Origin of the sequence: Clostridium sp. cel8, assembly GCF_014050525.1 — a bacterium.
Lineage (GTDB): Bacteria > Bacillota > Clostridia > Clostridiales > Clostridiaceae > Clostridium_B.
Genome location: NZ_JACGAG010000017.1, coordinates 21,325 through 37,816 on the forward strand (window position 1 = coordinate 21,325; position 16,492 = coordinate 37,816).

General features: G+C 28.6%; 14 protein-coding genes and 4 tRNA genes. All 18 read left to right on the top strand.

Translation table 11 applies throughout. The features are described from left to right. Positions 1-69 precede the first annotated feature (69 nt). The 18 genes from H2684_RS11785 to spoIIE all read left to right on the top strand — a co-directional run bounded on the left by H2684_RS11785 (position 70) and on the right by spoIIE (position 16,424). Positions 70-1,293, top strand: a complete 1,224-nt coding sequence (locus H2684_RS11785; protein ID WP_182089599.1) for a trypsin-like peptidase domain-containing protein — start codon at positions 70-72, stop codon at positions 1,291-1,293. Between the two features lie 228 nt (positions 1,294-1,521). Then, the gene (gene pth / locus H2684_RS11790) at positions 1,522-2,085 is read left to right on the top strand and encodes an aminoacyl-tRNA hydrolase (RefSeq protein ID WP_182089600.1); all 564 of its coding nucleotides are present in this window, start codon (positions 1,522-1,524) and stop codon (positions 2,083-2,085) included. A 95-nt stretch (positions 2,086-2,180) separates the two neighbouring features. Further along, positions 2,181-5,702, top strand: a complete 3,522-nt coding sequence (gene mfd / locus H2684_RS11795) for a transcription-repair coupling factor (protein WP_182089601.1) — start codon at positions 2,181-2,183, stop codon at positions 5,700-5,702. 192 nt (positions 5,703-5,894) lie between these two features. Further along, positions 5,895-6,917 carry a peptidylprolyl isomerase gene (locus H2684_RS11800; RefSeq protein WP_182089602.1) on the top strand — a complete coding sequence of 341 codons (1,023 nt, stop codon included), beginning with the start codon at positions 5,895-5,897 and terminating at the stop codon, positions 6,915-6,917. A gap of 143 nt (positions 6,918-7,060) precedes the next feature. Next, a complete protein-coding gene (gene spoVT / locus H2684_RS11805) occupies positions 7,061-7,606 on the top strand; it encodes a stage V sporulation protein T (RefSeq protein WP_182089603.1) in 546 nt (181 codons plus the stop codon). A 185-nt stretch (positions 7,607-7,791) separates the two neighbouring features. Further along, positions 7,792-9,327 (top strand): polysaccharide biosynthesis protein, encoded by a 1,536-nt coding sequence (locus H2684_RS11810; protein WP_182089604.1) that lies wholly within the window; start codon positions 7,792-7,794, stop codon positions 9,325-9,327. Between the two features lie 16 nt (positions 9,328-9,343). Beyond that, positions 9,344-10,786 carry a nucleoside triphosphate pyrophosphohydrolase gene (gene mazG, locus H2684_RS11815; RefSeq protein WP_182089605.1) on the top strand — a complete coding sequence of 481 codons (1,443 nt, stop codon included), beginning with the start codon at positions 9,344-9,346 and terminating at the stop codon, positions 10,784-10,786. A 94-nt stretch (positions 10,787-10,880) separates the two neighbouring features. Next, positions 10,881-11,156, top strand: coding sequence for an HU family DNA-binding protein (locus H2684_RS11820; protein ID WP_182089606.1), 276 nt, complete (start codon positions 10,881-10,883; stop codon positions 11,154-11,156). Between the two features lie 65 nt (positions 11,157-11,221). Then, positions 11,222-11,479: an RNA-binding S4 domain-containing protein gene (locus H2684_RS11825; protein ID WP_182089607.1), complete on the top strand. Its 258-nt coding sequence runs from the start codon at positions 11,222-11,224 to the stop codon at positions 11,477-11,479. Positions 11,480-11,528: 49 nt separating this feature from the next. Further along, positions 11,529-11,819, top strand: a complete 291-nt coding sequence (gene yabP / locus H2684_RS11830) for a sporulation protein YabP (protein ID WP_182089608.1) — start codon at positions 11,529-11,531, stop codon at positions 11,817-11,819. Between the two features lie 35 nt (positions 11,820-11,854). Further along, positions 11,855-12,259, top strand: a complete 405-nt coding sequence (gene yabQ, locus H2684_RS11835) for a spore cortex biosynthesis protein YabQ (protein ID WP_347707552.1) — start codon at positions 11,855-11,857, stop codon at positions 12,257-12,259. 113 nt (positions 12,260-12,372) lie between these two features. Then, complete coding sequence (locus H2684_RS11840; protein WP_182089610.1) at positions 12,373-12,648, top strand: septum formation initiator family protein; 276 nt, start codon at positions 12,373-12,375, stop codon at positions 12,646-12,648. Between the two features lie 58 nt (positions 12,649-12,706). Next, entirely contained in the window at positions 12,707-13,117 is a 411-nt protein-coding gene (locus H2684_RS11845; RefSeq protein WP_182089611.1) for a S1 domain-containing RNA-binding protein, read from the top strand. Between the two features lie 166 nt (positions 13,118-13,283). Continuing rightward, a tRNA-Leu gene (locus H2684_RS11850) sits at positions 13,284-13,372 on the top strand. A 5-nt stretch (positions 13,373-13,377) separates the two neighbouring features. Beyond that, a tRNA-Met gene (locus tag H2684_RS11855) sits at positions 13,378-13,453 on the top strand. Positions 13,454-13,464: 11 nt separating this feature from the next. After that, positions 13,465-13,541 (top strand) — tRNA-Met (locus H2684_RS11860). A 32-nt stretch (positions 13,542-13,573) separates the two neighbouring features. Further along, a tRNA-Met gene (locus H2684_RS11865) sits at positions 13,574-13,649 on the top strand. Positions 13,650-14,036: 387 nt separating this feature from the next. Beyond that, complete coding sequence (gene spoIIE / locus H2684_RS11870) at positions 14,037-16,424, top strand: stage II sporulation protein E (RefSeq protein ID WP_182089612.1); 2,388 nt, start codon at positions 14,037-14,039, stop codon at positions 16,422-16,424. Positions 16,425-16,492 lie beyond the last annotated feature (68 nt).

Here is a 16,492-nt window from a genome sequence, read left to right on the forward strand (position 1 = left end):
TTGTTCATACTTGCGTAAAAAGTTTTTATTATACTAATGCTAAATAGAGTAATTATGAGGTGTAATTTAATGAGTGATAGAAAAAATGATGGCGTAAAAGACGTAAAATGGCAAAGTGTAACTAATGATAAAGCCAAAATAAAGTTTATAAATAGTCGGAAAAAATCTAATATTAGGAAGATGCTAAGACTATGTTCTTTTATTTTAATAGCAATGGTTTCAGGAGGCATATCAGGAGCATATGTTGCAAGTAAAAGAGAACCTGATAAAGTCTATGCGCCAAGTGATCCTACATTAATGCAATCTAAAAAAAGTCAAGTTCAAGTTGGTTCAAATATACAAAATTCGTATGGAGATACTACTTATAATGAAGATACATCTGATGAGTCAAATTCAATAGTAAAAGTAGCTGAAACAGTAGGGTCTACAGTAGTTTCCATAGTTAATAATAGCCAAGGATATGTTGATGATTCTAATACAAATGTAGGATCAGGAATAATAATAGATTCAAAAGGATATATAGTAACAAATTATGATCTAATAAAAAATGCACCTAAGATTACAGTAAAGCTTTCAAGTGGAAAGATGTTAAACGCCTCAATACAGGGAATAGATAAAAAAACTAATTTAGCAGTAATAAAAGTAAATGCAAATAATCTTCCACAAGCTAAGTTGGGAGATTCCTCTAAGATAAAAATAGGTGATACTGCAATTGCAATAGGTAGTTCTATGGGAGAGAATCCTGAAGGCTCAGTAACAGCCGGAATAATAAGTGGTATTAATAGGAAAATAGAATATAGTGGTGTGGAATATAATAAAATTATACAGACTGATGCTGCAATAAATTCAGGTAATAATGGAGGACCACTTTGTAATAAAGATGGAGAAGTTATTGGTATAAATAGATTTCAGGCTAGTTCAGTTGATGGTACTAAAGGGTTAGGATTTGCTCTATCTATAAATGAAGTTAAAGAAATAATAGAACGACTTATTGAAAATGGAAAAGTTTCTACACCATATTTAGGGATATATGGAAATGCTGTAGTGCTAGATAATAATAAAGTTAAGGGAGTTTATATTGAGGGAGTAGAAAAAGGGAGTAGTGCTTTTGTAGCAGGAATAAAACCTACTGATGTTCTTCTGGCTATTGATGATCAAAAAGTATTTGAAATGGACGATGTTCAATATATTATAAATTCACATAAGGTTGGAGATAAGATTAAGTGTAAAATTTTGAGAAATGGTAATACTATAAATATAACTGTAGTTTTACAGAAGGAAATAGAAAATTAATCTTAACTTTAATTTTACTTTTATAAGAAAAGTTTAAAAACAATCTAATATACTAGCTGTATATATGTTATAATATTATTGTTATATTTTACAATAATTATTATTTAGGAATCAATTGAGTTTTAACTTAGCAACTTACTGTTAAGTTAAAACTTTTATGTGCCTGTATAAATGTGTAATTTTTTATCCATAGTTAATTTTATTTAGTATTTAGATTGGAGTAGTAAAATGTTTTTGATAGTTGGATTAGGTAATATTGGAATAAAATATAATAATACACGCCATAATGTAGGATTTGATGTTGTTGATCTTATAAGTAAAGATTATGATATAAATATAAATAAGCAAAAATTTAAAGGAACTTATGGAAGTGGAGTTATACAAAATGAAAAAGTTATATTGTTAAAGCCTAGTACTTATATGAACCTAAGTGGTGAAAGTGTAAGAGAAATAGTTGACTTTTATAAGATAAATAATGAAAATATAATAATTATTCAAGATGATATAAGCCTTCCAATAGGAAAGATTAGAATAAGATCTAAAGGCAGTGCTGGTGGTCACAATGGTATAAAAAATATAATAAATAATTTAAAAACAGATAAATTTACGAGAATAAAAATAGGTGTTGGACAGCCTGATGTAGATATTATATCTTACGTTCTTGGTAAATTTGATAAAGAAGAGAGAAGGCATATAGAAAAAGTTTTTAAAGTTGCAGAGGACGCTGTTTCTACTATTATAAATAAAGGAACATACGAGGCTATGAATAAATTTAATGGAATAAATATTTGAAAAGTACATTTTATTTACCGTAATCTCTTAATTTAAGAGGTTGACGGTTATTGTTTGTTGTTTAAATTGAGAAATTTTATAGGTGGTTGTTTAAAATGAGATTAAATGGACTTATGGAATCTATGAAAGATAGTGAAAAATTCCATGATATAATAAAGTTAATTGGAGATAAAAAGTTTCCAATAGGAGTAGTTGGGCTTTCTGAGTCAGGAAGGAGCTATTTTATCGATTCAGTATATGAGAAGATAAATAAGCCCTTCCTAATTCTTACTCATAGTGATGTGGAAGCAAGAAAGTTATATGAAGATTTATCTTTTTATGAAACTAATGTATTCTATTTACCTACTAAAGAAGTAGTGTTTTACAACGTAGATGCTATATCGGGTGATTTAAGATGGGAACGACTGAAAGTAATTAGACAGATGATGAAACGTAGTAGAAAGATTATAATTACCTGTGTTGAAGCACTGAGTTCTACATATATACCTATGGAGCTGTATAAAGAATATACATTTAAGTTGTCAGAAGGGAAGAGCATTAATCTAAAGGATTTCACTAAGAAATTGGTTCAATGTGGGTATGAAAGAATAGATACTGTAGACTCTAAAGGACAATTTTCTATAAGGGGAGGTATATTAGATATATATTCTCCTATATTATCTGAACCTTATAGAATAGAATTATTTGGAGATGAGATTGAATCAATAAGAAGTTTTAATGTTGAATCCCAAAGAAGTATTGATAGGGTAAAAAGTATAGAAATTTTTCCAGCAAAAGAAATTATATTGGATGATGATAAAATTCAAAGTGGATATGAAAGTATAAAAAATGATAAGGATTTGATTGTACAAAAACTGCGTAAGAATAAAAACTATGAAGCTGCAGATAGATTAGAAGAAGTAATAAACAGGAATATTGAATCCCTTAAAGAAAATGGTAGTTTTAGTACGATAGATAGTTTTATGCCCTATTTTTATGATAAACCATCTCTGTTTTTAGATTATACAAAAAATTATTTTATAATAATTGATGATGCTAAAAGGTGCAGTGGAAAGCTTGATAGTGTTTATTTTGAATTTGAAGAAAATTATAAAACATTTCTTCAAAGAGGAAATGTTTTGCCAAAACAGGTTAATCTTCTTGTAGAAAAGTCTAGGATTATTAATTTGTTAATGTCAAGACAACTTATTATAATGGATTCAATAAGCAAATCAGGAAGTTATATCAAACCTAAATCAAGCATTGAATTTTCTCAAAAAACATTAAATAATTATGATGGTCAGATAGATTTGTTAATTGATGAAATAAAAAAGAAAAAATCTGATGAATTTAAGATGTTAATTCTTTCAGGTACAAGACCTAGAGGTGAAAGATTAGTAGAAGCTCTTAGAGATAATGATATAGAGAGTAGTTATAAAGACAAAGTAGATGAAATAAAAAATGGTGAGGTAGTAATAACTTTTGGAGGATTAAAAAATAGTTTTGAATATCCTGAATTGAAATTATGTGTTATATCAGGTAAGAATATGTTTAAGACATCTAGAAAAAAAAGGTCAAAAAAAGGTGGAAAAAAAGGTACAAATAAAATAAAGAGTTTCACTGAATTAAAACCTGGGGATTATGTGGTTCATGTAAATCATGGTATAGGAGTATATAAGGGAATAAAGCAGCTAGAAGTTCAGGGACATAAAAAAGATTACCTTGAACTTATGTATTATGATAATGATAAATTATATGTACCTGTTGAACAATTGGATATGGTCCAAAAGTATATAGGAAGTGAAGGAAAGTTACCAAGAATAAATAAACTTGGAAGTTCTGAATGGTCTAAAGCTAAAAGAAGAGCAAAAAAATCTATAGAGGAAATAGCAGATGATCTTGTAAAGTTATATGCAGTGAGATCAACTGTTAAAGGCTATAAGTACTTGAAAGATACTGTATGGCAAAAACAGTTTGAGGATGAATTTCCTTATGATGAAACTCCAGATCAAATTAATGCAATACAAGATATAAAATCAGATATGGAATCAGATAAGGTTATGGATAGACTACTATGTGGTGATGTAGGATATGGTAAAACAGAAGTTGCAGTAAGAGCGGCATTTAAAGCTGTTATGGATGGTAAACAAGTTGCTTTTTTAGTACCTACTACAATACTTGCACAACAGCATTATAATAATTTTATTAAAAGATTTTCAGGTTTCCCTATAAAAATAGATATGATAAGCAGATTTAGAAGTTCTGCTGATCAGAAAAAAACTCTAAAAGCATTGAAAACTAATGATATTGATATACTTATAGGAACTCATAGGATACTTCAAAAAGATGTTAAGTTTAGGGATCTTGGACTTTTAATAATAGATGAGGAACAAAGATTTGGAGTTAGTCATAAAGAAAAGATAAAGAAATTAAAGAAAAATATCGATGTCCTTACATTGAGTGCAACACCTATACCTAGAACTCTTCATATGTCACTTGTGGGAGTTAGAGATATAAGTGTTATAGAAACTCCACCTGAGGAGAGAAGACCTATACAAACTTATGTAGTTGAATATAATGATCAGTTGATAAGAGATGCTATATTGAGAGAGATTAATAGAGAGGGACAAATATATTTTGTATATAACAGAGTAGAAAATATAAATAAAATGGCTGCCTACATATCAAAACTCATACCTGAAGCAAGGGTTGCAGTTGCCCATGGCCAGATGAAAGAAAGAGAACTTGAAAATATAATGGTTTCTTTTATGAATAATGAATATGATGTTTTAATATGTACTACTATTATAGAAACTGGTATGGATATACAAAATGTTAATACAATGATAATTTATGATGCAGATAAGATGGGATTATCACAACTATATCAATTGAGAGGGAGAGTAGGAAGAACAGATAAAATAGCATATTGTTATTTAACATATAGAAGAGATAAAGTACTTACAGAGGTAGCTGAAAAAAGGCTAAAAGCAATTAAAGATTTTACAGAATTAGGCTCTGGATTTAAAATAGCACTTAAGGATTTGGAGATAAGAGGTGCTGGAAATATGATGGGATCATCACAACATGGGCATATGGCGGCAATAGGATATGATTTATATTGTAAAATGCTTGAAGATACCATTAAATTGATAAAAGGAGAAGTTGAAGATGAATCTATAGAAACTACAGTAGAATTGAAAGTTGACGCGTATATACCAGATTCTTATATACAAAGTGAAGTACAGAAAATAGAAATATATAAGAAAATAGCAACTATTGACTCTTATGATGATATGATGGATATAAAAGAAGAGCTAGAAGATAGGTTCTCTAGTATACCAGATCCAGTTTATAATCTTATGAATATATCATATTTAAGAAGTGTTGGAAAAAGACTTTGGATAGAAGAAATAAAAGAAAAGGGAAATGAAGTTTTGTTCCTATTTAAAAGTAAAGAGAAAATAGATAAAGAAGTTTTAAAAGCTGTTTTAAGAAAATATTCGAAAAATATAGTGTTGAAAGTGGATGATAGACCTGGATTTGGATATAGTCTTAAAAATGTAAAGAAAGATAACCTCATATCAAATATAAAAGAACTTATGGAGTTTATGGTAAAAATTAAAGAAGGAAACTAATAATTTAATAATTTACAATAAATTACAAGTATATAAATAAAAATAGTTTTGTTATAAAATTATATTTATGATAAAATTATTTTATATTTTATAAAATAAGTATGGAAATCTGTGTCAATATCAATTTTAATAAAGCGAGTCAAAATAAAAGTTTATAAAAATTTTATTACATAAGAGAGTGGAGGAGTAGTAGTGAATACGAAGAAAATTTTATGTGCTTGTTTAGGTATTATAGCAGCACTTTCTATTTCTGGGTGTAGTATGATAGAAAAGACACCTGAGGCTATAAAAAATAGTGTTGTAGCTACAGTTAATGGAGAGAAGATAACAAGAGGTGAACTTGATAGTGATCCAAATACCCTTCAGTTAATTGAGCAGGTTAAACAGCAGTATGGGGACAATTATTCTGAAAATGATGAGGCAATGGAAGCTATAAAAATTCAAAAAGAAACTATATTAGATAATATGATAACAGAGAAATTATTAGCTCAAAAGGCTAAAGAATTGAATCTTCTTCCAAGTGAATCTAAAGTTAAAGCTGATGCTGAAACTCAAATAAATAACATGAAAAAACAATATTTTGATAATGATGAAACTAAATTTAAAGAAGCTCTTAAAAATCAAGGACTTACTGAGAATTCTTTGAAAAATATGTATATAGATCAAGTTAGAAATCAAGAAATACAAGAAAACATAACAAAAAGCCTTACTAAGAATTTGAAGATTACAGATAAGCAAGTTGAAGATTATTATAATAACAACAAGGATAGTTATAGAGAATATCCTACTAAAATGCATTTAGCTCATATACTTGTAAAGACAGAAGATGAAGCTAAAAAGGTAAAAGCAAGATTGGATAAAGGAGAAAGCTTTAGTGAGGTTGCAAAAGATGTTTCCCTAGATGATTCAAATAAAGATAATGGTGGAGATTTAGGAGAGATAAGTGCAGATGATACTAACTATGATGCACAATTCATGGCTGGAGCTACAGCTTTAAATGAAGGTGAGATTTCGGATCCAGTACAAAGTAGCTTTGGATGGCATATAATAAAGTGTATAAAGAAAACAATATATCCAGTTAAAGATTTTTCTGAAGTTAAAGATGAGATAAAAACTAAACTTGAGAATGAGCAAAAAACAAGTATAGTTCAGAAAAAAATTGCTGAGTGGAAAAAAGCTGCTGATATAGAAAAGAAAGAAAAAAATATAATATAAGAATATCATAAAAATAGCCTTAATTAGATAATTCTAATAAGGTTATTTTTTTGTATTACTAGTTTTAATAACAATTGTGCATAAAATTTCATATTTAGAAAAATAATAATAACACAATCTATATAATTAAGGAGGAATATGAAATGAAAGCAACTGGAATTGTTAGACGTATAGACGATTTAGGTAGAGTTGTTATACCAAAAGAGATAAGAAGAACTCTTAGGATAAGAGAAGGTGATCCACTTGAAATATTTACAGATAGAGAAGGAGGAGTTATTTTAAAAAAGTATTCACCTATTGATGAATTAAGTGAAATATCAAAAGGATATGCAGAATCTCTTGAGCAAACTATTGGAAATATTATTTTAATTTGTGATAATGATAGTATAGTATCCATAAGTGGCGCTCCTAAAAAGGAATACATGGATAAAAGAATAAGTGAAGAATTGGAGAGCCTAATTGAAAATAGAAAATTAGTTTCATTAAATGAAAATGAAGTAATTGATCTGTATGATGATGAGGAGGCTCAGGGAAAATATACAGCTCAGGTAGTATCTCCTATTATAGCAGGAGGAGATGCAATTGGGGCAGTTATAATAACATCAAAAGAAGATGTAGATTTTGGAGATGTTGAAGCTAAACTTGCTGAAACAGCAGCATCATTTTTAGGTAAACAAATGGAGGAATAATACAGTGGCAGTTTAAACTGCTGCTGTATTTTCTTTGAAAAATGAAATTATATATCTGTTAAATAATAATTACTAATAGTAAAAAATACCCACATTAAGTAATAATAATTGTAAACTCAAAATAATTATAAACATATATAGTATATTTTATAAGTTTGCAATCAAGGATATTCGGGGGTATTTTTATGATAAAACAATCACTTATGAAGGGCACTTTTATATTGGGAATGTCAGGTATGATATGTAAGTTCCTAGGGCTGTTTTTTAGATGGCCACTTCAAATGTTAATTGGAGATCAAGGAGTAGGATACTATCAAATGTCATTCCCATTATATATGTTTTTTATAGCTGCAGCTTCAGGAATACCTGTGGCAATTTCAAAGATGGTATCGGAAAGTTATGCAACAGAAAATTATGTAGTAGTAATCCAAATATTTAGGAAAGCAATGTTACTTATGTTTATATTAGGGACTGGATTTACTGCCCTTTTATTGATTTTTTCAAGGCCTATAATACATTTTTTAAGATGGGATAACAAGTCCTATTATTCACTTGTAGCAATTGCATTTGCTCCTATGTTTATATCCATAATGAGTGCTTTTAGAGGATTTTTTCAAGGATTGCAAAATATGAATTATACAGCAGTATCCCAAGTAATAGAACAGATAGGTAGAGTTGTAGTTGGAGTTGGACTTGCTTATCTATTTTTACCAAAGGGAATAGAATATTCAGCTGGTGGAGCAGCATTAGGTGCTGCAGCAGGAGGCTTATTTGGAGGGATATATTTAGTAAAGAAATACTTTTATGTGCGAAAGGAAATACATGTAGCCAATCCACCAGATAATCCTAAAATACTTGATAGACTTTTGTACATAGCAATTCCTGTATCTATAGGTGCAGCTGTAAACAGTATAATGAGTCTTATAGATTCAGCACTTGTTCCACAAAAACTTTTAGAAGCGGGTTTTACATATACACAGTCTACTATATTATATGGACAGCTTACTGGAAAAGCATTTATACTTATAAACGTTCCATTAACATTATCTGTAGCTCTCTGTTCTTCTATTGTACCTATAATTGCAGAATATCATATTCTTAATAAGAAATTTGAACTTGCATCTAAGATAGATATGGCATTTAAACTATCAACAGTAATAGCTATACCTTCTATGTTAGGATTGTATACTTTAGCACATCCGATTCTAGAACTGTTATTTCCTGGACAATCGCAGGGATTTACTATACTTCAGTATTCCGCTATATCAATACCATTTATAGTAATTGTCCAGACATCTACCGCTATATTACAAGGATCTGGATACTATATTGTACCAGTTTTAAATTTAGCAGCAGGATGTATTTTAAAAATAGTGTTTACAATGCTTTTGGTGCCAATTCCAGGTATAAATATATATGGTGCAATACTAGGAAGTACATTGGGATATGCTTTAGCAGCAATTTTAAATATCATGTTTTTGAAAAGAAAGCTAGATATAGGAATAAATTATTTTGAAATTATAGTAAAGCCTACATTTGCTTCTGTACTAATGATTATAGCAGTTGTAATTATCTACATGAATGTTTATAATTATACCATGAGTATTAGATTTGCCTGTTTCTTTGTAATATTAGTTGGAATGATTATTTATACTATTTTATTAATTGTTTTCAGAATATTTAAGTATAGCTATATTAAGAACAGGTTTTTTAAAAGATAAAAAAGGAGAAATTCTTATGATTAATATAGTGGGACTTGGACCTGGTTCCATAGATTCTATTACACTTGGAACTATAAATATTTTAAAGAATTCATCAAAAATTTACTTGAGAACAGAAAAACATCCTACAGTAGACTATTTAAGATCGCAGGGATTTAATTTTGAAACCTATGATGCTGTATATAATTTTGAATGTAAATTTGAAGATGTATATAAAAAAATAGCTGAAGACTTAATATTAAAAGAGAAGCAATATAAAAACATAGTGTATGCAGTGCCGGGACACCCATTAGTAGCTGAAAAGTCTGTTACAATGCTTATTGAGCTTTGTAAAATGAATTCTATAGATTATAATATAGTACCATCAGTGAGTTTTATAGATGCTATATTTGAAGCTCTTAAGCTTGATATGGTTAAAAACTTAAAAATAGTAGATGCTTTTGATATAACTTCTCAAGTTTTAGATAAAAGATGTGCTATAATAATAACCCAAGTATATGATAAACTAATAGCTTCAGAGGTTAAATTGGCACTTATGGAATATTATAAGCCTGATATAGATATATATTTTGTAAGAGCGGCAGGAATAAAAAAAATAGAGTCTGTAAGATGTATAAAATTGTATGAACTTGATAGGCAAAACGATATAGACTATCTAACGTCTATCTATATACCAGAGAATTCAGAATCCGGATATGATTTTGTAGATTTGTTGAATATAATGAGTACATTGAGAGGAGAAAATGGATGCCCTTGGGATAAAGAGCAAGATCATAAAAGTCTAAAGAAAAGCCTTATTGAAGAGAGTTATGAAGTAATCGAAGCTATAGAGGATAATGATGATGAAGAATTAGTTGAGGAATTAGGTGATTTACTTTTTCATATAGTATTTCATTCTCAAATAGGAAGAGAAGATGGATCCTTTAACATTAATGATGTAATAGATACAATTTGCAATAAGATGATAGAAAGACATCCTCATGTGTTTGGTAATAGCGATATAAGAACTTCAAAACAGGTAATTATGGAATGGGATAAGATTAAGAAACGTCAGCAAGGGCTAAAAAGTTATACAGATGAACTTAAACATGTTGCAAAAACATTACCTTCTTTAATGCGTTCAGAAAAAATTCAAAAAAAGGCGGCAAAAGTGGGTTTTGATTTTGAAAGAGTAGAAGATGCACTAGATAAAGTTATAGAAGAATATAGGGAGCTTAAAAGTGTATATAACAGTGATAAAAAGGCAAAAATATTAGAAGAAATAGGAGATTTAATATTTGCTGTAGTAAATGTTGCTAGATTCCTTGACATAGACCCTGAAATTGCATTAAATTATACTATAGAGAAGTTTATAAAACGATTTGCATATATAGAAAATAAAGCTAAGTCTGAGAATATAGATATGAATGATATGGAATTAGATGAAATGAATAAATTGTGGGAGGAATCTAAAAAATAGCAGATTTAGTTTTTACATGCAAAAAGGAAGAGTTTTTTGAACTGACAGAGAATATGCTAACTTGAGTATATTTATTATTAAGGAGGTAAAAGAAGTGAACAAATCAGAATTAATTGCAAGTATATCAGAAAAGTCAAAATTAACAAAGAAGGATGCAGAAGCAGCCTTAAAGGGCTTTATACAGAGTGTAGAAGAAACATTAGAACAGGGAGATAAGGTTCAATTAGTTGGTTTTGGTACATTTGAAACAAGAAAGAGAGCTGCAAGAATTGGAAGAAACCCAAGAACTAAAGAAGAAATAACTATACCAGAATCAACTGTACCAGTATTTAAAGCTGGTAAAGAATTTAAAGATAGAGTGAATAAATAAGATAAATTTTTCAAAGAACCTGGGTGTAAATCTAGGTTTTTTGTTTTACTAGGAGGATTTGTTTTATGAGATTGGATAAATATCTTAAAGTATCAAGAATAATAAAGAGAAGGACTGTAGCAAAAGAGGCTTGTGAAAACGGAAGAGTAAATATAAATGGAAAAGTTGCCAAACCAAGTAGTGAAATAAAAGAAGGAGATATTATAGAGATAAAATATGCAAACAGCATATTAAAAGCAAGGATATTAAATGTAAAACAGCATGCATTAAAACAAGATGCACAAAGTATGTATGAAATAATTTCTGATGTAAATAATAAGTAATAACCATACATTTCTCCACATATAATTATTACAGGTGGAGGGATGTTTTATGGAAAAGAAAGAGCATAATTTGAATGATAAAAAGAGTTCTTTAAGTCTTGAAAATAGAAAAAAGCTAAACATAACTGGAATTATAGAAGTTATAAGTTTTAATGAAGATGAGATAAAACTGAATACAACTTTGGGAACACTTGATATAAAAGGATCATCATTAAAAATGAATAAGCTTGACGTACAAAATGGGCAGGTAATTATTATAGGTAGTATAAATTCATGCGTGTATACCAATAGTCAATTAAAGAGAAAAAGACATAGGCTAATTTCAAAAATATTTAAATAGTAATTAAAAATTGAGGTAGGTATATATAAATGATTATGTCGATAAGTGTACAGCTCAGGCTTATAATATTTAGTTTGATTGCAGGAATTCTAACTGGAATACTATTTGATATATATAGAGTTATAAGGGGAGTAACAAATCTCAATAAGTTTGTTACTTTTATAGAAGATATATTGTTTTGGATTTTAGCAGGAATGATTGTGTTCATATTCTTGATTTATACCAATTATGCATATACAGATATGTATGTATACTTGTTGATACTATTTGGAATATATGTATATTTTAAATTGGTAAGTAATAAATTTTTGCATATAGAAAGAAATACATTTGAAGTGTCAGCAAGATTTATAAGGATAATAAAAAATATTGTTGAGTATCCTTTTCAGCTTATTATTTATTATTTTAAATCAAAAAATAATAAAAAATGCAAAAAATAACTTGAATAAAATTAAAAATCAAATTACAATATAATTATGTATTGTAAACAAATATTATTGTTGATGACACAAATTATAGATATGTTAAATATTATAATAGGAGAATTAATGATATGAAAGGGATAAAAATAAAGCCTAAAAATGTGATTGTATTATTATTAGTTTTATATGTAGGCTATATATTTGTAAGTCAACAAATAACTATGTGGAATATAAAGAAGGAAATAAATAATAAATATGTTGAAGAACAAAAAATAAAACAAAAGAATATAAAATTACAGGATGAAGTTAAAATGTCTACATCTGATATGTATATAGAGAAGTTAGCAAGGGAAAGACTAGGTTTTATTAAACAAGGCGAGACTCCTGTAATAAATATTAAGAATTAGCATTAAGTTTACAAATTTTTATTTTATATATTATTTTTTAAGGAGGAGTCTTTTTAATATGACCTTAAAGGCAGGAAGCATACTAGAAGGCACAGTAGTTAATATAACAAATTTTGGAGCTTTTGTTGAAGTGGATGGTAAAACTGGATTAGTGCATATATCAGAGATATCTGATACCTATGTAAAGAATATTAGAGATTATCTTAAAGAAAAAGATAAAGTTAAAGTTAAAATAATTTCTATTGATGACAATGGTAAAATTAGTTTGTCTATTAAACAAGCTAATGTAAATAAGAAAAGTGTAAAACCAATAGAAATAGATTGGCAAAAAGATAAAAATAATCAGCCACAAGGAAGCTTTGAAGACAGATTGTCTAAATTCTTGAAGGAAAGTGAAGAAAGATTTCAAGATATTAAAAAACATCAGGATTCAAAAGGTAGAGGATATAAGAAATCTTCAAATTATTGAGCTTATTAAGCTATAAATAAATATGATTGGATTACTAATTATTGATTTTAAGAGGCTAATATAGCCTCTCTATTATTTTTTTAATAAAAATATTTATAAAATGCTTGACATAATAAAATGTATGCTATATAATAATTTATGTTGCTGAGTTAAAGCAACGAAATGTGCTGGAGTGGCGGAACTGGCAGACGCACAGGACTTAAAATCCTGCGGGCTTTAAAACTCGTACCGGTTCGATTCCGGTCTTCAGCACCAAATGCCGCGGGGTGGAGCAGTTGGTAGCTCGTCGGGCTCATAACCCGAAGGTCGTAGGTTCGAATCCTACCTCCGCAACCATAAATTTTTGTGGCGGAATAGCTCAGGTGGCTAGAGCATTCGGTTCATACCCGAAGTGTCGTAGGTTCAAGTCCTATTTCCGCTACCATTTTATTTTGTAAAGTTTTTATTATATGATGTCGCGGGGTGGAGCAGCTGGTAGCTCGTCGGGCTCATAACCCGAAGGTCGTAGGTTCGAATCCTACCTCCGCAACCATAAATTATAAAAGAATAAATTGTACATCAAAATCTATAAGTCTTATAGATTTTTTTATTTTGCAGATTGTGCTATTATAAGGCACAATCTTTTTTAATTTATATAATAAAAATCTTATTAACAATTTTATTATAAAATAAGTCACATTGTGGATAAATATTATATATATGCGTTTATAAGTACCATATTAATTATAACTATATAATATACGACATATAAAAATATTAAAATTTATTTTTATAAACATAATTGTCTAAAATAAAAATTTAAAAAAAACTTAGAAATAAATGTCCGAAAAAAAATATATACAGCCATCACTATATGACATATATTTCCAGTTAATATTGCTATAATGGAAACAGTTATTTTATAAGGTGGGTGATATATATGCAATATGGTTTAGAAGTATTCCCCTATCAAAGGGCAGAACGATTAAGAGGTGAAAAAAAGAAAAACAAACTAGAAAAATTATCACAATTTTTAAGACTTATGCTTTATTTTGTAGCTTCATTTTTAGTAGGAAGAGTTATGATGATAAATTTAATGGCACCATTTGGAATAGCTTTTCTTACTGCAATTATAGTATCAGAAAACAGGAAGAACACTTTTCTATCAACAATAGGTACTGTACTAGGGTATATATCTATGTATGGGAATGCTAAATACATTCCAATGTATTGTGTATTAAGTGTATTACTTTTTACTATAAGTTATATAATTGACAACATGGAGAAAAATAAAAAGTTAATAATTTTGTTTGGAGTTATTTTCACTGAGATGTTATTTTATAAGTTTCTGATATCTAAGTTTTCATTTTCAGTAGCAGCTTTTAATTCATTTTTTCAGGTTTTATGTATTTTCCCATTATATTTTATTATTGACTATTCAATAATATGCTTTAGAGAATTAAAAACTCAACATTTGTATAGTAGTGAAGAGATAATAAGTATGGCAGTGACATTGTCATTTGTAATATCTGGTACATGGGGGATTATGATTCATGGTGTATCCTTTAGGAATATAATAGCTTTAACTTTTGTTCTAATACTTGGGTATGTAAAAGGGAGTGCCCAGGGAGCAGCATCTGGTGTGGCTATGGGCACTATATTAGGAATAACTTCAAGTAATATACTGATATATATTTCTGTGTATGGATTGTGTGGACTTGTATCCGGAATTTTTCGAGAAACAGGAAAGATAATGACTGTATCCTCATATATGGTTATATTTATGATATTAAAATTTTACTCAAATATAGGAGTACAATTTAGCCTTCCAGAAATGTTTATAAGCTCTGCCATATTTATTTTGATACCAAAGAAATTATATAATGAAATGGAAATGGAACTTGATTGGCAGAAAAAAAGGGAACACCAAAAAGAGAATTATGCAGAGAAGATCAAGTCTTTGTTAGTAGAAAAGCTTCAAAATTTTGGTGGAGTGCTTGATAATATGTCCACAATACTTAAAAAATTATCTGACAACGATAAACTTGAAATGAAAAATAAAAGTAGTGCACTAGTTGAAAGTTTGGCAGATAGGGTTTGTTCTGATTGTTCCATGAGGATGCTTTGTTGGAGGCGAGAAAGTTATAACACCTATAGTATGTTTTCAGAGATTATACAGAATTATCAGGAAAATAAAAAAATAATGCCTGCTGATTTAGAGAAAAAGTGTATAAAGAGAACTATGATTATGGATAATACACAAGAAATTGTAAATAATTATATTATAAATGAAATGTGGAGAAAGAGATTAAGTGAGTGTAGGGGACTTCTTGCAGGACAAATAGGAAATATGTCTAAATCAATATATGAAATAGTTAATGAGTTTAATTTGGACATAAAATTTAATTCAGATGTAGAGAATAAAATAAGAAGAATACTTACTAAAAATAAGATTCATTATAGAGATATATTTTGTTTTAATGATAAAAATGATCATTTAGTTGTAAAAATGTCAATGAAAGCATGCGGAGGGGAGCAGAAGTGTGTAAAAGATATACTACCACTTGTAAATAATGTAACTGGAAAACTAATGTCTGTAAATGAAGAAGGATGCAAAATAGATAAAAATACAAGAAACTGTAGCATAACTTTTGAGGAAACTCCTAAATATCATATAGCAACTTACGTTAACAGAGTGTGTAAAAATGGTGAAAAGTATAATGGAGATAGCTACAGTTATGGGAGCTTACCAGATGGAAGTTATATGACTATTATAAGTGATGGAATGGGTTTTGGACCTCAAGCTAGCAGGGAAAGCAGTGCTACTGTAGAGCTTATAGAGAAATTTGTAAAAGCTGGATTTAATAAGTTGACTGCTATAAGTACTGTTAATTCTATTATGAGTATTAAATTTACAGAAGATGAGAAGTTTTCTACATTGGATTTAAGTAGTATAGATTTATATAAAGGTGAAATAGATTTTATAAAGGTTGGAGCAGTAGCTAGTTTTATAAAGAGAGGAGATGATGTAGATGTTATAAAATCTAAGACACTTCCAATAGGAATATTGGATAAACCTGATTTTGAAATAACAAACAAACGAATTTTAAATGGAGATTTCATAATAATGCTTAGTGATGGAGTATTGGATTATAACTCTGATATAGCAGGAAGTTACGAATGGATGGTTAAATTTTTGAAGGAATTAAAATGCAACGATCCAAAAAAGATGAGTGATGCTATTATGAAAAAGGCAATGGAACTGTCAGAAAACAAAATAAAAGATGATATGACAGTAATAGTTGAAAAAGTATATAATTTATACTAATAACTTTACTCAAGCATGTTTTATTTAGACACAAATTTGATATAGTTATGCTATAATATAAATATTAT

Coding starts and splice junctions, on each gene's coding strand:
- H2684_RS11785 (WP_182089599.1), top strand. CDS start 70: ATGAGTGATAGAAAAAATGATGGCGTAAAAGACGTAAAATGGCAAAGT.
- pth (WP_182089600.1), top strand. CDS start 1,522: ATGTTTTTGATAGTTGGATTAGGTAATATTGGAATAAAATATAATAAT.
- mfd (WP_182089601.1), top strand. CDS start 2,181: ATGAGATTAAATGGACTTATGGAATCTATGAAAGATAGTGAAAAATTC.
- spoVT (WP_182089603.1), top strand. CDS start 7,061: ATGAAAGCAACTGGAATTGTTAGACGTATAGACGATTTAGGTAGAGTT.
- H2684_RS11810 (WP_182089604.1), top strand. CDS start 7,792: ATGATAAAACAATCACTTATGAAGGGCACTTTTATATTGGGAATGTCA.
- mazG (WP_182089605.1), top strand. CDS start 9,344: ATGATTAATATAGTGGGACTTGGACCTGGTTCCATAGATTCTATTACA.
- H2684_RS11825 (WP_182089607.1), top strand. CDS start 11,222: ATGAGATTGGATAAATATCTTAAAGTATCAAGAATAATAAAGAGAAGG.
- yabP (WP_182089608.1), top strand. CDS start 11,529: ATGGAAAAGAAAGAGCATAATTTGAATGATAAAAAGAGTTCTTTAAGT.
- yabQ (WP_347707552.1), top strand. CDS start 11,855: ATGTCGATAAGTGTACAGCTCAGGCTTATAATATTTAGTTTGATTGCA.
- H2684_RS11840 (WP_182089610.1), top strand. CDS start 12,373: ATGAAAGGGATAAAAATAAAGCCTAAAAATGTGATTGTATTATTATTA.
- H2684_RS11845 (WP_182089611.1), top strand. CDS start 12,707: ATGACCTTAAAGGCAGGAAGCATACTAGAAGGCACAGTAGTTAATATA.
- spoIIE (WP_182089612.1), top strand. CDS start 14,037: ATGCAATATGGTTTAGAAGTATTCCCCTATCAAAGGGCAGAACGATTA.